Origin of the sequence: Pseudoalteromonas sp. BSi20429 (assembly GCF_000238895.1) — a bacterium.
Taxonomy (GTDB): Bacteria; Pseudomonadota; Gammaproteobacteria; order Enterobacterales; family Alteromonadaceae; genus Pseudoalteromonas; species Pseudoalteromonas arctica.
This window is the reverse complement of sequence record NZ_BADV01000069.1, coordinates 32,438-49,760: the sequence shown is the minus strand read 5'-3', so window position 1 is coordinate 49,760 and position 17,323 is coordinate 32,438. Positions and strand designations below refer to the sequence as shown.

At 39.0% G+C, this 17,323-nt stretch carries 18 protein-coding genes; 8 read left to right on the top strand and 10 right to left on the bottom strand.

Annotated features, from left to right (window positions below):
- The first annotated feature begins 63 nt into the window (after window positions 1–63).
- From metK to serA, 5 genes are all read left to right on the top strand, one after another.
- Complete coding sequence (metK, locus tag P20429_RS06490; RefSeq protein WP_007584761.1) at window positions 64–1,215, top strand: methionine adenosyltransferase; 1,152 nt, start codon at window positions 64–66, stop codon at window positions 1,213–1,215.
- A 175-nt stretch (window positions 1,216–1,390) separates the two neighbouring features.
- Window positions 1,391–1,939: a hypothetical protein gene (locus P20429_RS06495; RefSeq protein ID WP_007584760.1), complete on the top strand. Its 549-nt coding sequence runs from the start codon at window positions 1,391–1,393 to the stop codon at window positions 1,937–1,939.
- 18 nt (window positions 1,940–1,957) lie between these two features.
- Window positions 1,958–2,554, top strand: coding sequence for a 5-formyltetrahydrofolate cyclo-ligase (locus P20429_RS06500; RefSeq protein WP_007584759.1), 597 nt, complete (start codon window positions 1,958–1,960; stop codon window positions 2,552–2,554).
- A 53-nt stretch (window positions 2,555–2,607) separates the two neighbouring features.
- Window positions 2,608–3,261 (top strand): ribose-5-phosphate isomerase RpiA, encoded by a 654-nt coding sequence (rpiA, locus tag P20429_RS06505; protein WP_007584757.1) that lies wholly within the window; start codon window positions 2,608–2,610, stop codon window positions 3,259–3,261.
- A gap of 9 nt (window positions 3,262–3,270) precedes the next feature.
- Window positions 3,271–4,500, top strand: a complete 1,230-nt coding sequence (serA, locus tag P20429_RS06510) for a phosphoglycerate dehydrogenase (protein ID WP_007584756.1) — start codon at window positions 3,271–3,273, stop codon at window positions 4,498–4,500.
- Between the two features lie 53 nt (window positions 4,501–4,553).
- Here the strand turns inward: serA and panP are convergent, their stop codons facing one another.
- Window positions 4,554–6,179, bottom strand: a complete 1,626-nt coding sequence (gene panP, locus P20429_RS06515) for a pyridoxal-dependent aspartate 1-decarboxylase PanP (RefSeq protein ID WP_007584754.1) — start codon at window positions 6,177–6,179, stop codon at window positions 4,554–4,556.
- A 264-nt stretch (window positions 6,180–6,443) separates the two neighbouring features.
- Here panP and P20429_RS06520 point away from each other — a divergent pair, with 264 nt between their 5' ends.
- Window positions 6,444–8,327 (top strand): GGDEF domain-containing protein, encoded by a 1,884-nt coding sequence (locus tag P20429_RS06520; RefSeq protein WP_007584752.1) that lies wholly within the window; start codon window positions 6,444–6,446, stop codon window positions 8,325–8,327.
- A gap of 6 nt (window positions 8,328–8,333) precedes the next feature.
- Here the strand turns inward: P20429_RS06520 and P20429_RS06525 are convergent, their stop codons facing one another.
- From P20429_RS06525 to mpl, 5 genes are read right to left on the bottom strand one after another with little or no spacing between them, the layout of a single operon-like run.
- The gene (locus P20429_RS06525) at window positions 8,334–9,005 is read right to left on the bottom strand and encodes a tRNA (guanosine(46)-N(7))-methyltransferase TrmB (RefSeq protein ID WP_007584750.1); all 672 of its coding nucleotides are present in this window, start codon (window positions 9,003–9,005) and stop codon (window positions 8,334–8,336) included.
- Window positions 9,005–9,772, bottom strand: a complete 768-nt coding sequence (locus P20429_RS06530) for an ABC transporter permease (RefSeq protein ID WP_007584748.1) — start codon at window positions 9,770–9,772, stop codon at window positions 9,005–9,007. Before P20429_RS06530 ends, P20429_RS06525 begins: the two co-directional genes overlap by 1 nt.
- Entirely contained in the window at window positions 9,773–10,702 is a 930-nt protein-coding gene (locus tag P20429_RS06535) for an ABC transporter ATP-binding protein (RefSeq protein WP_007584747.1), read from the bottom strand. It abuts the gene before it with no gap.
- The gene (locus P20429_RS06540) at window positions 10,702–11,322 is read right to left on the bottom strand and encodes a flavin prenyltransferase UbiX (RefSeq protein WP_007584746.1); all 621 of its coding nucleotides are present in this window, start codon (window positions 11,320–11,322) and stop codon (window positions 10,702–10,704) included. Before P20429_RS06540 ends, P20429_RS06535 begins: the two co-directional genes overlap by 1 nt.
- A gap of 1 nt (window position 11,323) precedes the next feature.
- Window positions 11,324–12,679 carry a UDP-N-acetylmuramate:L-alanyl-gamma-D-glutamyl-meso-diaminopimelate ligase gene (gene mpl, locus P20429_RS06545; RefSeq protein WP_007584745.1) on the bottom strand — a complete coding sequence of 452 codons (1,356 nt, stop codon included), beginning with the start codon at window positions 12,677–12,679 and terminating at the stop codon, window positions 11,324–11,326.
- Between the two features lie 251 nt (window positions 12,680–12,930).
- On the opposite strand from mpl, the gene P20429_RS06550 reads away from it, so the two are divergent.
- Window positions 12,931–13,719 carry a hypothetical protein gene (locus P20429_RS06550; RefSeq protein ID WP_007584744.1) on the top strand — a complete coding sequence of 263 codons (789 nt, stop codon included), beginning with the start codon at window positions 12,931–12,933 and terminating at the stop codon, window positions 13,717–13,719.
- A gap of 65 nt (window positions 13,720–13,784) precedes the next feature.
- Here P20429_RS06550 and P20429_RS06555 read toward each other — a convergent pair whose 3' ends face one another.
- From P20429_RS06555 to folB, 3 genes are read right to left on the bottom strand one after another with little or no spacing between them, the layout of a single operon-like run.
- On the bottom strand, window positions 13,785–14,585 hold the full coding sequence (locus P20429_RS06555; RefSeq protein WP_007584742.1) for an undecaprenyl-diphosphate phosphatase: 801 nt from the start codon (window positions 14,583–14,585) through the stop codon (window positions 13,785–13,787).
- The gene (gene folK, locus P20429_RS06560; RefSeq protein WP_007584740.1) at window positions 14,582–15,070 is read right to left on the bottom strand and encodes a 2-amino-4-hydroxy-6-hydroxymethyldihydropteridine diphosphokinase; all 489 of its coding nucleotides are present in this window, start codon (window positions 15,068–15,070) and stop codon (window positions 14,582–14,584) included. The genes P20429_RS06555 and folK overlap by 4 nt, the downstream gene beginning before the upstream one ends.
- Window positions 15,071–15,430, bottom strand: coding sequence for a dihydroneopterin aldolase (gene folB, locus P20429_RS06565; RefSeq protein ID WP_007584738.1), 360 nt, complete (start codon window positions 15,428–15,430; stop codon window positions 15,071–15,073).
- Between the two features lie 230 nt (window positions 15,431–15,660).
- Between folB and plsY the strand changes: the two genes are divergently transcribed.
- Complete coding sequence (plsY, locus tag P20429_RS06570) at window positions 15,661–16,272, top strand: glycerol-3-phosphate 1-O-acyltransferase PlsY (RefSeq protein WP_007584736.1); 612 nt, start codon at window positions 15,661–15,663, stop codon at window positions 16,270–16,272.
- A gap of 11 nt (window positions 16,273–16,283) precedes the next feature.
- On the opposite strand, the gene tsaD is transcribed toward plsY, so the two are convergent.
- Window positions 16,284–17,297, bottom strand: a complete 1,014-nt coding sequence (tsaD, locus tag P20429_RS06575; protein WP_007584734.1) for a tRNA (adenosine(37)-N6)-threonylcarbamoyltransferase complex transferase subunit TsaD — start codon at window positions 17,295–17,297, stop codon at window positions 16,284–16,286.
- Window positions 17,298–17,323 lie beyond the last annotated feature (26 nt).

Genomic DNA, 17,323 nt, shown 5'->3' with positions numbered 1-17,323 from the left:
CCCTTAATTTTTTAGCGCTAATACCGACGTTTGTGAAGCGCAATATTTGTGAGCAGAATTACAATGGCAAAACATTTATTTACTTCTGAATCAGTTTCTGAAGGTCATCCGGATAAAATCGCCGATCAAATCTCTGATGCGGTACTTGATGCTATCCTAGAGCAAGACTCTCATGCCCGTGTTGCATGCGAAACTTACGTAAAAACAGGTATGGTTATGGTTGGTGGTGAAATCACTACTAGCGCATGGGTTGATATCGAAGAAATTACACGTAAAACAATTCGTGACATTGGCTACACAAATTCAGACATGGGCTTTGATGCCGATTCATGTGCAATTTTAAACACTATTGGTAAACAGTCTCCTGACATTAACCAAGGTGTTGACCGTACTAGCCCAGAAGAGCAAGGCGCTGGCGACCAAGGCTTAATGTTTGGTTACGCATGTAACGAAACAGAAGTACTAATGCCTGCTCCAATTACTTACTCACACCGTTTAGTACAGCGCCAAGCGCAAGTACGCAAAAGCGGCGAGCTTAATTGGTTACGTCCAGATGCAAAATCTCAAGTTACTTTTGCATACGAAAACGGTAAGCCAGTAGGTATTGATGCTGTTGTACTTTCTACTCAGCACAGCGAAGACATTTCGCAAAAAGATTTAGTAGAAGCTGTGATGGAAACAATCATCAAGCCGGTACTTCCTGCAGAACTTATTACAAGTGCAACTAAGTTTTTCATTAACCCAACAGGTCGCTTTGTTATTGGCGGACCAATGGGCGATTGTGGTTTAACTGGTCGTAAAATCATTGTAGATACATACGGTGGTATGGCTCGTCACGGTGGTGGTGCATTCTCTGGTAAAGATCCATCAAAAGTTGACCGTTCAGCAGCATACGCTGCACGTTACGTTGCTAAAAACATTGTTGCTGCTGGTCTTGCTGACAAGTGTGAGCTACAAGTTTCTTACGCAATTGGTGTTGCAGAGCCTACTTCTATCAGCGTTGAAACGTTTGGTACAAGCAAGCTAGAAGAAAGCCGTTTAATCGAGCTTATTCGTGAACATTTTGACCTGCGCCCTTACGGCTTAATTCAAATGCTTGATTTAGAGCGCCCTATCTACCTTCCTACAGCGGCTTATGGCCACTTTGGTCGTGACGAATTCCCTTGGGAACGTACAGATAAAGCAGACGCACTTCGCGCAGCTGCTGGCCTTTAAGCCAAAATTGTTGTAGTAAATTAAAAACGGCCCTTTTAAGGGCCGTTTTTGCATCTAAAACTTATTCGCTATATTGTTTGTAGAGCGTCTACAAAATAACTATTAAATCGACCTCGAATTCTTTTGTACTTTAGGTATATACTCATTTCATTATAAAAGCTTTAGGGACAGTTAAATGGCCGATAACTTTCGCGTTATATTTGCAGGACTTGCCGATAACGTTGACATAAAAACAGCATGTACAAATTTGGCTGCAAAATTAAAAACGTCAGATGAAAAAGTAGCTCTTTTTTTTAAAGGTAAGCCACTGTTTGCACCAAGCGATAAAGACAAAGCGTTAAAACAGGCTAAGTTACTAGCAAGCTTAGGTATTAAAAGTAAGCTGCAAGCTGTTTCAAATGCAATTCAAAATGGCTCCCCCGCAGCTGCAAATAACAACCAACGTGACGAACGTATTTTTGATGCACTCGATTACATCACTAGTAGCTTGATTCGCCTTGAAGAAAAGTTAGACGAGTTAGAGCAACGCCTTCCTGAAGCTCAGTTAAAAGCACCAGACGAAAGTATTGACGAATGGCAAGGTGACGATCTAATGCTAGATGATGATTTAGCGCCTCCTAAAAAACGCAGTAACTTACTTTTATATTCATTGATTGCAACTGCCACCATTTTGCTAGTCGTACTGGCTGTTTTTTTAATTTTTCCCGATTTATTCTCTTTTTAAGAATGGCTAATTAATTTAATGAGCAATAAACGCGCAAAAATAAGAGCGGAAATTCGTAACACCCGTAAAAACTTGTCAAATAATCAGCAAATAATTGCTGCGCAATCGCTAAAAATGAATTTTATTCAACATTTAAAAAGCGAAAAAAAAACGAATTCAAAGCATATTGCCATTTACTTAAGTAATGATGGGGAGCTAGACACTTCATTGTTAATTAAAGAATTATGGAGTTTAAACCATACCGTTTACCTACCTATAATACACCCATTCAATGGCGCTAATTTACTATTTCAGCGCTATGAGAAAAACTCACCCATGAGAGCAAATCGCTATGGTATCTTGGAGCCTAAGCTGAACTGCTCTCAAATATGCCCATTACCAGTGCTTGATTACCTCCTTATGCCATTAGTTGCATTTGATAAACAAGGTAATCGCCTAGGAATGGGAGGTGGGTTTTACGACCGGACATTGGCACGTTTACACGAACAAAATTGGCAAAAACCACAACTAATTGGCCTTGCACATGAATGCCAAAAAGTTGAAACATTACCAATAGAATCGTGGGATGTACCACTTAAAACCATTATCACCCCAGATAAAACATACTGTTGGTAACAATTAAATTTGATTACTAACCGCATATTTCTGACATACATGAGCACAAAGCAATGACACAAGACGAATTAAAAAAAGCAGCTGCTTGGGCAGCACTCGAGTTTGTAAAAGAAAACACTATTGTAGGTGTGGGTACAGGCTCTACTGTTAATCACTTTATTGATGCCCTTGGCTCAGTAAAGGACACTATTGTAGGCGCTGTATCAAGCTCAGAAGCCTCAACCGCGCGCTTACAAGCGTTAGGTATTGAAGTATTTGAGCTTAATAACGTTGCTGCTTTAGATGTATACGTTGACGGCGCTGACGAAATAAACGCCCAAAACGAAATGATTAAAGGTGGCGGTGCAGCCCTTACTCGCGAAAAAATAGTAGCCGCTGTAGCTAAACAATTTGTGTGCATTGTAGATGACACCAAATTAGTAAAAACATTAGGCGACTTCCCGCTTCCGGTAGAAGTTATTCCAATGGCTCGCAGCTACGTTGCACGAGAATTATTAAAGCTTGGTGGTGACCCTGTTTATCGCCAAGGCGTAGTTACCGATAACGGTAACGTTATATTAGATGTATTTAACTTAAAAATTACCAATGCTAAACAACTTGAAGCACAAATAAATTCAATTGTTGGCGTAGTTACCAACGGCCTATTTGCAATGCGTGGTGCTGATAAAGTGATTATCGGTACTAAAAATGGGCCACAAATTAAATAGGATGAGGTTATGAGTAAGGTATCGTTAGCAAAAGACAAAATTAAAATTCTCTTGCTTGAAGGTGTTCACCAAAGCGCTGTTGAAACGCTAAAACGTAACGGTTACAGCAATATCGACTACGTTAAAACATCCTTACCTGAGGACGAATTAAAAGAGCGCATTAAAGATGTTCACTTTGTAGGACTTCGTTCTCGTACTCATATTAACCAAGCCGTATTAGACTCAGCTGACAAGCTAGTTGCTGTTGGGTGTTTTTGTATTGGTACAAACCAAGTTGATTTAGATGCAGCACGCGAACGCGGTATTGCTGTATTTAACGCACCATTTTCTAATACTCGTTCAGTTGCTGAACTTGTACTTGGTGAAATCCTACTTTTATTACGCGGTATTCCAGAGCGTAATGCAGCGGCTCATCGTGGTGGCTGGTTAAAAACAGCAAATGGTTCGTTTGAAGCACGTGGTAAAACATTAGGTATTATTGGCTACGGTCACATTGGTACTCAGCTAGGTATTATGGCTGAAAATATCGGTATGAACGTGGAGTTTTACGATATCGAAGATAAGTTATCACTGGGTAATGCAAAGCAAGTTCACAACCTAACTCAGCTGTTACAACGCTCTGATATTATTAGTTTACACGTACCAGAAACACCGCAAACTAAAAATCTTATTGGTAGTGCAGAACTTGCTGTTATGAAGCAGGGATCTATTTTGATCAACGCTTCACGCGGAACTGTTGTTGATATTGATGCACTTGCAGAAGCACTAACAGAGAAAAAACTAAGTGGTGCAGCAATCGATGTGTTCCCTACTGAGCCAAAATCTAACGATGAAGAATTTGTATCGCCACTGCGCCAATTCGACAATGTTATTTTAACACCTCATATTGGTGGCTCAACACAAGAAGCACAAGAAAACATTGGTATTGAAGTAGCTGGTAAATTGGCTAAATATTCAGATAACGGCTCAACTATTACAGCGGTTAACTTCCCTGAGGTATCGCTGCCAGAGCTTGCTAATCGTAGCCGTTTATTACACGTACACCACAACCGCCCTGGTGTACTAACGCAAATTAACCAAGCGTTTGCACAGCACGGTATTAACATTGCTGCGCAATACCTACAAACAGACGCATCTATTGGTTATGTAGTTATTGATGTAGATACAGATCAATCTGAAGTAGCACTTAAAGAACTAAGCGCTGTTGAGGGTACAATTAGAGCACGTATTTTACATTAATAAGTACTTTTGACATTAAGAAGGGTCCTTATGGACCCTTTTTTGTATTTAGATTACATATACTTTCTTAAGTATTTTTTGAATACCGGATCTGTTGCAGCCAACTCTTTTTGCTCAGCTAATATCTCTTTTAAAATAGCGCCTGAGGTAAGCGGGTTTGCAAGTACCACTCTAAATACAACCGTTGGTTGATTGTCGTATCTAGAAGGCGTTAAACGAGTACGTGATACAAATGAGCGACCAGACTCTCGCTGACGTTTTTGCATACTGGCAGTAAAACGGTTCAGTGAAGCAAAAATATCTAACCGAGTTGCAGCATCTGCATCGGCTATTGCTTGTTTAATTTGCTTAGGTACATAACGATACGTTAATAAGCACAATTCAGGTTCTGAAATAAGCTCAAAGTCTTCATCAGCTTTAATTAAATCAGCAAAGTAATGTGCTTTTTTGATGCTTCGATCAATCAGCATTTCGTAACCTTTACGACCAATAACACGTAAGCAAGCATGTACTAACATTGCCATACCAGGTCGGCTGCCTTCAAGCGTGTGGCTACCTAAGTCTTTTGAACCTTTACGTAATATGTACTCAGCGTGATGCTCTATTGCATCAGTTGCAGCGGGATCTTTAAATAAAACCAAACCCGCTCCCATTGGTACATACATTTGTTTATGTGCATCGATGGTAATTGAATCTGCTCGCTCAATCCCTTTTAGTAAAGGGCGATGCGTGTTCGATAAAAGGGTTGCTCCTCCCCATGCAGCATCTACATGAAAATGGCAGTTAATGTCTTGTGCTAAGTCGGCCATTTCATCAAGTGGGTCAATATTACCGGTTTCGGTTGTACCCGCTACCCCAATAATCGCCATTACTTTAATGCCTTGCGATTCAAGCTCACGTGCTTTTTCGCGCATAGCTCCTACATCTACTTTATTATTTTCGCAGGTTTTAATACCAATTAAGTTATCGCGGCCAATACCGAGTAAATCAACCGATTTACCTAATGAGTAATGTCCGCGTTCTGATATTAATACTGCTAAACCTTTATAGCCGTAATGCAGCATACCGGCAATTAGGCCTTGTGCGCCGATACCTCTAAAATCGCCATCGGGTTTTAATAAGCGGTTTCGAGCAATCCAAAGCGCAGTAATATTAGCGACCGTTCCACCAGAGCAAAATGCACCTAATGAGGTTTTAGCACTGTGCATCCATTTAGAATAAAATGAATCTTCTTGCCCATAAGCTAAATGGTGCATCATTCCAAGCACTTGACGTTCAAGAGGCGTAAACGCTTTAGACGTTTCTATTTTTACTAGATTTTGATTTAGCCCTACCATCAATTTTGACAGTGGTAATAAAAAATGCGGCAAGGCAGAGGTCATGTGACCAATAAAGCTAGGCGCAGCTGTATGCACAGAATGCGCAACAAGTTGCTCCATTATGTCTTGGGCATAAGCAGATACAAACGTTGGATCCTCTGGGATCACTGCCGACTGAAAATCTTTTTCGATTTCATGTAATGGTTTTTCAATTGCCGCTATATTTTCGTTTAGAAAACCTGCTAAATTACTCGAAATTTCAAGCTCGATTTTGCTTAAAGTTGAGTCTGGCGCTTCAGGTACAGTAAATATACGCTTAAGGCTTTCTTTAGAGGCGACGGCACAACGCTTTTGATCCATCTCAATACCTAGTGTGTGTAGCTAAAACACGCGCTTACCCATCAAAAACGCCTACTTATTAGGACATTTAGAGCAATCGTGTTTCTTTAAAAATTGCGCTAACTTTACTGCAATATAACTAAAATGTCTCGTTTAAACCTATAAAAGCAATCAAAGCGATGACAAAAAAATGATAATTTAATTAAAACTCTACCAAACCTAATTATTTATTGGGCATTTACTTATTTTGGGTATAATAAATTTGATAACAAAAAAGGGACACATATGCCAGAAGGAAGAGTCAAAGTTAGTTGGATAGTGGCAGGCTTTAGCTTATTTTTAATAAGCTTGCTTACCTATGTTTACTACACTTACCAAACCACGCGTGCTGAAATAATGCAGTCGGTTGATAATCGCTTACTTAATGCCGCCACCAGCGTTAAACATATTCTAGGTGAAAATTACTTAAGTGCGGTTAATCAAGGCGACAACATAAGTTTTTCTTACTATCAAGATAAAAGTAAACAACTCTCTGAGTTTGCTCAAGCACTTGATATTGCTTATGTCTATTCAATGATTTTAAAAGACGGTAAGGTGCTTTTTAGCTCATCAAGCTACACGCAAGACGATCAGAATAATGGCAAGGTAACTCAATTTTTAGATCTCTACCCTGAAGCTACCGATGCAAATATAAGTGCTTTTTACTCAACCGAGCCTGTATTTGAAATATCGAGCGATCAGTGGGGCCACTTTAAAACTATTTTTATTCCTTACGTTGACCCTATTAACGGCAATACCTATCTAACGGGTGCCGATATAACTATTTACAATTTAAATGAGAAACTTAAAGAAAGTGTATCGAAAGCTGCTGCAATGGCTAGCTTCTTCTTTTTTATCGCGATACTTGTTGCCGCCATATATATTTATTTACTAAAGCGCTCTTTAGCAACTGACTCAAGTACTGGTTTTTCAAATCATATTGCTCTTGAGTACTTTATTAAAAAAAGTAATGCTCATCACATGCAGTTAGCCGTTATTTGGGTTAATGAAATAGAAGATATAAACAGTTTCTACGGCACTGAAGTGGGTGATAAAGTAATGAAAAACTTACTTATTCACTTTAAACTCAGAAGCTCTGCGCATTGCCATATATACAGACTGGCAACCAACAAAATAGTATTACTCGCGCCTAAAGAAATGAGTAATGACGAATTTACCGATCTCGTAAAAACATATAACTTTAATACCCCAGTGTTAACTGACCCTTTTATTTACATAACCCTATGTGCAGGTATTGCCAGTGGCAATAAATCACTACTACTTGAAAACGCTCATATAGCGGCGCTGCAAGCTAAACAAGGCAGGCATAGCGTAGTTAACTACTCAAAAGCGCTACACGATGTAAAAACGCAATATCAATACAATGTTGAAATGGCTAAAGAGGTGCGTGAAGCGTTTGATAACAACCGTATAGTGCCTTACTTTCAACCCATTATTGATACAAATACCAACAAGGTAGTTCAATACGAATGTTTAGCTCGAATGGTAACGGCGCAAGGGGAAGTGTTAAAACCTGATGCATTTTTAAATGTTGTTACTCGATCAAGAATGGACGGAATACTTACCCGTACTATATTTTCACAATGTGTTAGTCGCTTTAGAAAAACCGATATTTGCTGGAGTTTAAATATAACAGCACAAGATATGCTCGACCCTAATTTAAGTGAGTTTATTGCGGACGAACTTAAGCGCTACCCGCATCCTGGTAATATCACACTAGAGCTTTTAGAAACCCAAGCTATTGCCAACTTTTCTGAGGTGAAAGCATTTATTGGAATGGTTAAAACGAAAGGCGTTAAGGTTATTATTGATGACTTTGGTAGTGGTTATTCAAATATATCAAACGTACTTAAGCTGGAAGTAGATGGTATTAAGCTAGATGGCGCACTAATAAAGCAAATAGTGAATGACAAAGATATCTATTTATTTATTGAACATATAGCCAGCTTTGCTAATCAACTTGGTTTGCAATTAATGGCAGAGTCGGTAGAAAATGCAACCATAGTAACCGCACTTAAAAAGGCGAATGTGACACTAATGCAAGGCAACTACTTTGCCCACCCAGTGTCACATGTTAGTACGGTTATAGAAGAAGAATTAGCACTTTAACTTACTTTAGCGAGGTAAGTTAATAACGAGTCGGTGGCTTTGCTGGCCACTGGCCCAGTATTTACGCTCAAAAGGCGTAATTGCATCGTCTGACTCATAAAGCGTTACATCGCAAGGGTTGCCTGTTAATTCGAGCGCCCGAGCAAACTCCTTAACGTAAATATCCCAATTGCTGCGCACTTCTAATTTTCCACCTAACTTAACGATAAATGGAAAAATAGCCGCGCCATGCCAGCGTCTACGAATATGCTTAGATTTAGGCCACGGGTTTGGATACAACAAATAATGGTGCGTAGGTTGCCAATTAGCAGCAACCGCTAAACGCCAAAAGTCATTTAAGTCTGCTTGCACTAAGATGTACTGACCACTATCTGTTTGCTTATATTCAACATCGTGCTTATCTAATCGGTGCGACGATTTATCAATACCAATTATAAGTGCATCAGGGTGGCGCTTAGCTAAGTTAGCTGAGCTTTCACCTACGCCACAACACGAGTCTAAAATAAGCGGGCCACTAAAGGCTTGTACTTTAGCATTAACCTCGTCAAATGCGGCTTGGGTGTGTGCTGCAATTGGCTTTTTAAATTCAGCATCTAAGTGCTTATTTACTATTTCATCAAGCTTTTCATGAATACCCGCTTGATTAGATACAATACTACGTGAATTTGCATCACTCATTAATGTCTTAGCCCCACACCTTTTTTGATCAATGTAAGCGCTAATGTAAATAACGCTGTTATAAATACTAAAATAACCCCAAGAGCCACGCTCAAATCAACATCCGACACACCTAAAAAGCCATAACGAAATGCGTTAACCATATAAATTATAGGGTTGATTTGTGATACATTCTGCCAAAATTCAGGCAGCAACGTAATTGAATAAAATACACCGCCTAAGTAAGTTAGTGGCGTTAGTATGAAGGTGGGGATAATGCTTATATCGTCAAAGCTGTTTGCGTAAATCGCATTAATTAAGCCACCTAAAGCAAACACAGCTGAGGTTAAAATAACCGTCGCCATAATTACAAAAATATTATGAATTTGAATATCAACAAATAATAACGATACACAGGTAACTATAAAGCCCACCATAATACCGCGCGTCATACCGCCACCCATATAACCTAGAACAATGATGTAGTTAGGTACAGGTGCAACTAAAAGCTCTTCAATGCTTTTTTGAAACTTTGTTGAGTAAAAACTAGAGGCTACGTTGGAATAGGAATTAGTAATGACCGACATCATTATAAGGCCAGGTACAATAAACTCCATATAACTAAAGCCGCCCATGTCGCCAATGCGTGAACCAATTAAGTTACCAAAAATAACAAAATATAAGCTCATCGTAATTGCTGGCGGTACTAAAGTTTGCACCCAAATACGTAAAAAACGAATGCACTCTTTGATCCACAAACTCTTTAAGGCTACGCCATATTTAAACATTTATTCGCCCCGCCCTTGCTCTAGTAATCCAACAAATAACTCTTCTAATCTGTTTGCTTTATTTCGCATACTCAATACAGTATTACCTTGAGTTGTTAATGCACTAAAAACCGCATTTAATCCTTGAGATTTAGCGACTTCTACTTCAACAGTGTGATCGTCCGTCATGGTAAATTTATAACCTTCAAGCGTTACAGGGTTTGCTGGCATTTTTAAATCTAAAATAAAGGTTTCTTTATCAAGCTTTGCAAGCAGTGCTTTAATGGTCGTGTTTTCAACAATTCGGCCATTATCGATTATGGCGATGTTTTTACACAGTAACTCTGCTTCTTCAAGGTAGTGCGTAGTTAAAATAATAGTAACGCCTTGCTCATTTATTTGGCGTAAAAAATCCCACATTGAACGACGAAGTTCTATATCTACCCCCGCTGTTGGCTCATCAAGTATAAGCAACTTAGGTTCGTGCATAAGGGCACGCGCAATCATTAATCGGCGTTTCATACCGCCTGAAAGCGTACGTGCTTGTTTGTCTTTTTTCTCAAGTAAGCCAAGCTGCGCTAAGTACTTATCAGCACGTTTATGGGCTTCGCCACGTGGCACACCATAATAACCGGCTTGGTTAACAAGTATTTGGCTAAGTGTTTCAAACTGACTAAAGTTAAACTCTTGCGGCACTAAGCCTAAATGCGCTTTTGCAGCTTCTAAATCAGTATCAATATTACAACCGAATACTTCTACCTTGCCTTTTGTTTTATTAACAAGTGACGAAATAACACCAATAGTGGTTGATTTTCCTGCTCCGTTTGGACCAAGTAAAGCGAAAAAGTCGCCCTCTTTAACTTGTAAATCAACGCCTTTAATAGCCTCAACACCATTTTTATAAACCTTGGTAAGGCCTTCTATATTTAAAGCAATATTTTGCTTATTCATTACTTACCCTCACCATAACCCCAACGTTTTGTTAGGTTATGTTCAATATTTAAATGATCTAAAATTCTCGCCACCATAAAATCAACTAAGTCTTCAATACTCTGTGGCTTATGATAAAAGCCAGGCGCTGCTGGCATTATGGTCACACCTAAACGAGATAACTTAAGCATGTTTTCTAAATGAATTTCGTTAAACGGTGTTTCGCGCGGCACTAAAATTAACTGTCCGCGTTCTTTAATTACCACATCAGCGGCGCGCTCTAATAAGTTATCTGACGCCCCTACTGCAATTGCAGAAACCGACCCAGCACTACACGGGCATACCACCATTTTTTTAGGCGCCGCAGAGCCCGAAGCCACAGGGCTAAACCAGTTATCTTTACCGTATACTTTTAACTGCCCAGATTTAGCATTAAACAGCGTACTTAACTGCTCAGTGGCTTTGTCTTCATTACCAGAGAGCTTAATATTTGATTCTGTATCAAGCACCACTCGCGCTGCACTTGAGATAAGTACGTAAACTTGAAATTGCTGCTCAAGCAATACTTCAAGTAACCTTAAACCATAAGGCGCACCTGATGCACCGCTAAAAGCGAGCGTAATTCTATCTTTAAATTGCACACTATTCTCCGCTGTATTTATCAGCTAAACCATCAACAAGGTGTTGATGAAGGCCATTAAAACCGCCATTGCTCATAATTAAAATATGCTGATTAGGCTCAATATTTTCAAGCACCGTATCAATAATTGTTTGCGTGCTGCTAAAGCACTGCATGCCTGCTTTATCTGCTTGCTCTTTTAGCGACCAATTTAGATTCTCTGGTTCAAAAAGTAGTACGTCGTCAGCATCACGCAGTGAATCTAATAATGTATATTGGTGCACGCCCATTTTCATAGTGTTTGAGCGCGGCTCTAAAATAGCGATAATTTTTTCATCGCCTACTTTTGCGCGCAGTCCTGCAAGCGTAGTTTTAATTGCTGTTGGGTGATGCGCAAAATCGTCATACACCTTAATATTATTTATATCAGCCTTTAGCTCCATACGCCTTTTAGGGCTAATAAATTCTCCTAAGGCATCAATACTATGATCAACAGCTATACCCACATGGCGCGCTGCTGCGATAGTCATAATTGCATTTTTAACGTTATGCTCGCCTATTGCTTGCCAGCAAACAGTGCCCTGCTTTTCGTTATTTAAAAGTACATTAAACTCACTACCATCGGCTTTTATTAATTCATAGCTCCAATCATCGCCTAGCGTTTCGCTTTCGCTCCAAAGCCCTTGTGCTATTACGTCATTAAGCGCTACGTCTTGCTTGGGCCAAATTACCTTGCCGCTTTGAGGTAATGTACGCATTAAGTGATGAAATTGTTTTTTTATTGCGTTTAAATCGTCGAAAATATCAGCGTGATCGAATTCAAGATTATTTAAGATAAGTGTACGTGGAAGGTAATGGACAAACTTACTGCGCTTATCAAAAAAAGCTGTGTCGTATTCATCCGCTTCAATAACAAAAAATGGCGTTTCACCCACTTTGGCCGATACACCAAAATTTTGGACTATGCCGCCAATTAAAAACCCTGGTTTTAAACCTGCATACTCTAAAACCCACGCAAGCATACTTGCTGTGGTTGTTTTACCATGCGTACCCGCTACAGCAAGTACCCACGAGTTTTGTAATAAATTATGTTTAAGCCATTCAGGGCCTGAGGTGTAAGGCAGACCTTTATCAAGCACATATTCAACACACGGGTTACCACGGCTCATTGCATTACCGACAACTACCATATCTGGTTTTGGCTCTAATTGAGATACGTCGTAGCCTTGAGTCAGTTCAATACCAAGCTCTTCAAGTTGCGTACTCATTGGTGGGTAAACGTTTTGATCAGAACCCGTTACTTTATGACCTAATGATTTAGCAATGGCTGCAATACCACCCATAAACGTGCCACAAATGCCCAAAATATGTATATGCATATACTTTCCTTAAATCGTATGCTCACTTTACAGCTATGCAAAGTTTAATGGCGCTATAATGCCAAAATTCGTGCTTAGTTACTATGTACGTCTGCACAATTCACTCGTGCCAAAAACACGTTAATTAGTTTTTTAAACGCTAAAAATCAAAAAATAGGCACGTTCACCTACCCTGTATTGCTTTTAATCAATTATTATCAATGTTATAAACCAGCTTGCTGTATAACTTTAAAACTTAAAAAGGACTTAATATGAAAAAACTATTCTTTATAGCCTGTATTTTACTTAGTCAAAAAAGCTTTGCTTTGGAATTTGCTAAGTACCCAATAGAACTAAGTTCGGGCGAAGGCGTTAATGTTGTTATTGCCCCAACAACAGATAAAAAACAAGCTTTAGTAAAAGTAACAGGCATAAACCATGATATTGATGGCATTGTATTTTTAACCGATTTAAAACCTCATGGTAGTAATAAAGCTTACAAATATACTTACGATGGTACACAAAGAAGTTTAGTAAGTGTTGAGGAAGGCTACCGCTGTTGCTCTTACAATCTTTATATTCCAGACACTCGTGATGGAATTTACTTATCAAAAAAAGAAGAATCAAACCCTGCCATTGTTGAAGATTTAAAAGCGCAATACGATCAACAGTTAAATAAAGGTACTCAAGCTAAACTAGCGAAGTTTAATCGTGAAAAGCATTTAGGGTATCAACAAAAAAATATAGCTGCCGCTAATAGCGAAATAGATAAGCAATGCGGATTAAAAATAAATACCAATGTTGATTGGGAAAGCATTGATGATGAAAACCTAAAAGAATATCCAGTGGGTTCATTTTGTGCACAAGTTGCAAACGAAATGGCATACATGTGCGAAAAAGACCAAAGTTTTAAAAACGACATAGCTCAGTTCAATGCTATCGAATGTAAATTTACTAATGAGCTAAAACTACGTAAAAATGGTAATACACTTATATTTAAAACAGCGCCAAAAGCCGCTAACCAACGCCGTTTTATTGAAGCTTATTTATTAAATTTATAAGCTGAGTTTAAAACTAAAAAAAGCACCTAAAGGTGCTTTTTTTTGGTTTTACTAATTAAGTTTGTTTATAGCGTTAAAAATACAATCAAACCGACACCGAGTAATAAACGATATATTACAAATGGCAACATACCCATTCGCTCTATTACTTTTAAAAACATAAATATACATGCATAAGCCGATAAGAACGATAGCACCACACCAAGCAATAATGTATTCCAATCAACTACATGGTCACCCAGTGCAAGCTCTGCAATATAATAAAGCCCCATCATAGAAATAATCGGAATCGCTAGTAAAAACGAAAAACGCGCTGCGCTTTGCTTATTCATACCCAACATTAAACCAGCTGTCATCGTGATACCTGATCGAGAAGTACCCGGGATCATTGCAACAGCTTGTGCGAAACCAATGATAAGTGCCGTTTTCCAATTGAGCTGATAAATAGTTTTAATTTGTTTCCCTTTTGCATCCGCGTACCAAAGCAATAAACCAAATACAATGGTGGTAGTAGCAATTACCCAAGCGCTTCGCAAATATAACTCAATAAAGTCTTTTAAAAGTAAACCTAAAATAGCGGCAGGCACTGTACCTAGTATAATCCACCAGCCTAATTTACTGTCATCGGTAGTGCCTTGCTTACCAAAAGATTTAAACCATGCGCTTAGTATATCTACTACTTCTTTACGAAAATAAATAACAACGGCTATTAAAGTACCAACATGTACTGCTACGTCAAACGCAAGCCCTTGATCTTCCCAGCCTAAAATTTGCGATGGGAGAATTAAATGCGCAGAACTCGATATTGGTAAAAACTCAGTAAATCCCTGTATGAGGGCTAAAATAATTATTTCGATAATACTCATAGGTTAGAAAACTCCACCTTCCATAGCTTTTGTTGAGGGTTATTATATTCATTCCATAACTGCGCAATCGTTTGCTTAGCTACAGGATGATAAAAATCTGGGGCAACCTCACTCAGAGGTTGTAATACAAATGCATTTTTAGTTATTTCATCACGTGGTAATTGCGCTGGGGAATCGCAAGTTACATCATCATAAAACAGTAAATCTAAATCGAGCGTTCGTGGACTAAATTTTTTATCGTTCGCTGTACGCCCATTATCACGCTCTATTTGTTTTAATAAAGCGCATACATCAGCAAGCGACATATCAGTTGTAGCGCCAACTACTGAATTATAAAAATTATTGCCAGCAAACCCAACTGCTTCACTTTCAAAAACAGACGAGTGCACAATGTGCTCAAAGTGCTGCTTAAGTGCAATTAATGCACATTGTATATAATGCGCTTTATTTATATTTGACCCTAGGCTGATATAAATTTGAGCCATTTAGTCAGTTGCCTTAACACGTGTAATTTCAACACCCACAGTTTGTGCTTGTGCTACTGCTGCAGGTTTACTTACTCTTATAGTAACTTGTGGCGTATTAAACTCGCTTAAAATAATCTCAGCCAACTGCTCAACCAAAGTCTCTAGCAACTCAACAGGTTTTGCAGTGCAGTGCTTAATAACGCGTTCGCTTACTTTTGAGTAATCCAGTGCTAAATTAATATCGTCATTTTCGGCTGCAGGCTTAATATCACTAAGCATTTCAATATCAAAATAAAGGCTCTGTTTACTTTCTTTTTCAAAGTCGTACACTCCAATAATAGTGTCGACGTGCAATTGAGATATAAAAACCTTATCCATTGATACTCCAAATAACAACAAACGACTAAGCAACTATACAAGGCATCAATAAAATTAATACTGTATATGGTTTAGCCAGTGTTTAAATATGTGAAAATAACTTCTACAATAGCAAAATAACCAAACTAGCTATTAAATAGCCTGTTAATAATTTTCACGATAAATTTTGCTGCCAATAATAGCTTAAAAGTACTATCAATTGGTATAGCAATTAAAAAATAAGGAAGCGTGTGTTAGCCACTTTAATGTTTGTTTTAGCTTATTTACTTGGGTCGATTTCGTCGGCTATTCTAGTGTCGCGGTTGTTCAAACTCCCTGACCCTCGTAATAGTGGTTCTAACAACCCAGGAGCTACAAATGTTTATAGATTAGGCGGAGCATTTCCGGCTTGCTTGGTTTTAGTGTTTGATATTTTAAAAGGCACTATTCCGGTATGGGGGGCTTATTTTTTAGAAGTTGAACCTTTAGAGCTTGGTTTAGTCGCAGTAGCAGCTTGCTTAGGCCATATGTACCCACTATTTTTTAGCTTCAAAGGTGGTAAAGCAGTAGCAACGGCATTTGGCTCATTATTACCTATTGGCTTATCATTGGCTGGTTTACTTGTGTGCACTTGGTTAGTTATAGTAGCAATAACACGCTATTCATCACTGGCAGCGCTTGTAGCTGTATCTTTAGCGCCCTTATATACATGGCTAATAAAACCACTTTATACTCTTCCCGTTACTTTTATCACGCTGTTAATTATATTTCGTCACCGTACTAATATTATTCGATTATTTAGCGGGGAAGAACCAAAAGTGGGTGCTAAAAAAGCACCCACCGATGAAAACAAAAATATCTAAAATATGAGTCATTAAATCGGCTCAAGGCTATCTATAGGCCAACGAGGTTTTGTTTTCATATCAAGCGTGGCAAATTGCCCTGCTTTTAAACGTTGCATTCCTGCATAAGCAATCATTGCACCGTTGTCGGTACAAAATTCAGTACGCGGATAAAAAACTTCGCCTTTCATACCTTTCATTACGCGTTCAAGCTGCAGTCGAAGCTGTGTATTTGCACTTACGCCACCGGCGATTACTAAACGCTTAATACCTGTTTGTTTAAGCGCTCGCTTGCACTTAATAACCAGCGTATCAATAACCGCTGTTTGAAATGCATGCGCTATATCAGCTTTAGTTTGATCGTCGTCGTCATTTTCACGAATAGTGATTGATGCTGCAGTTTTTAAACCACTAAAACTAAAATCAAGACCTGGTTTGTCGGTCATCGGGCGAGGAAAAATAAAGCGCTTCGCAACGCCTTGTTCGGCCATTTTAGCTAAGCGCGGACCTCCAGGGTAGTCAAGACCAAGTAACTTAGCCGTTTTATCAAAGGCTTCGCCTGCGGCATCATCAACTGACTCACCTAGTACTTCGTATTGTCCAATACCCGCTACTTTAACCATCATGGTATGACCGCCCGATACAAGCAATGCAATAAACGGAAACTCAGGAATATTTTCTTCAAGCATCGGAGCAAGTAAATGCCCTTCCATATGATGAACAGCAACAGCTGGAATATCCCAACCGTATGCTAATGAACGACCAATAGAAGTACCTACCAATAATGCTCCAACTAAACCTGGGCCTGCAGTATAAGCAATACCGTCTAAATCTTCTGGGCCGCAACCCGCTTGTGCAAAAGCTGCGTCTATAAGTGGTAGCGTTTTACGAACATGATCGCGCGATGCAAGTTCCGGTACTACACCGCCATAATCAGCGTGTACTTTTACCTGGCTGTATAGTTGATGAGCTAACAAGCCTTTTTCGTCATCGTATATTGCAATACCTGTTTCATCGCATGACGATTCAATGCCTAAAATTCGCACTGTACTTCTCCTGCCTTTAAAATTTC

What these genes read in the sequence shown, in the direction of transcription:
- P20429_RS06525 (WP_007584750.1), bottom strand. Translation starts at nt 9,005, where the DNA reads ATGAGTGATGCAAATTCACGTAGTATTGTATCTAATCAAGCGGGTATT.
- P20429_RS06550 (WP_007584744.1), top strand. Translation starts at nt 12,931, where the DNA reads ATGAAAAAACTATTCTTTATAGCCTGTATTTTACTTAGTCAAAAAAGC.
- P20429_RS06555 (WP_007584742.1), bottom strand. Translation starts at nt 14,585, where the DNA reads ATGAGTATTATCGAAATAATTATTTTAGCCCTCATACAGGGATTTACT.
- rpiA (WP_007584757.1), top strand. Translation starts at nt 2,608, where the DNA reads ATGACACAAGACGAATTAAAAAAAGCAGCTGCTTGGGCAGCACTCGAG.
- P20429_RS06535 (WP_007584747.1), bottom strand. Translation starts at nt 10,702, where the DNA reads ATGAATAAGCAAAATATTGCTTTAAATATAGAAGGCCTTACCAAGGTT.
- P20429_RS06520 (WP_007584752.1), top strand. Translation starts at nt 6,444, where the DNA reads ATGCCAGAAGGAAGAGTCAAAGTTAGTTGGATAGTGGCAGGCTTTAGC.
- folB (WP_007584738.1), bottom strand. Translation starts at nt 15,430, where the DNA reads ATGGATAAGGTTTTTATATCTCAATTGCACGTCGACACTATTATTGGA.
- metK (WP_007584761.1), top strand. Translation starts at nt 64, where the DNA reads ATGGCAAAACATTTATTTACTTCTGAATCAGTTTCTGAAGGTCATCCG.
- P20429_RS06500 (WP_007584759.1), top strand. Translation starts at nt 1,958, where the DNA reads ATGAGCAATAAACGCGCAAAAATAAGAGCGGAAATTCGTAACACCCGT.
- folK (WP_007584740.1), bottom strand. Translation starts at nt 15,070, where the DNA reads ATGGCTCAAATTTATATCAGCCTAGGGTCAAATATAAATAAAGCGCAT.
- panP (WP_007584754.1), bottom strand. Translation starts at nt 6,179, where the DNA reads ATGGATCAAAAGCGTTGTGCCGTCGCCTCTAAAGAAAGCCTTAAGCGT.
- P20429_RS06495 (WP_007584760.1), top strand. Translation starts at nt 1,391, where the DNA reads ATGGCCGATAACTTTCGCGTTATATTTGCAGGACTTGCCGATAACGTT.
- serA (WP_007584756.1), top strand. Translation starts at nt 3,271, where the DNA reads ATGAGTAAGGTATCGTTAGCAAAAGACAAAATTAAAATTCTCTTGCTT.
- mpl (WP_007584745.1), bottom strand. Translation starts at nt 12,679, where the DNA reads ATGCATATACATATTTTGGGCATTTGTGGCACGTTTATGGGTGGTATT.
- P20429_RS06530 (WP_007584748.1), bottom strand. Translation starts at nt 9,772, where the DNA reads ATGTTTAAATATGGCGTAGCCTTAAAGAGTTTGTGGATCAAAGAGTGC.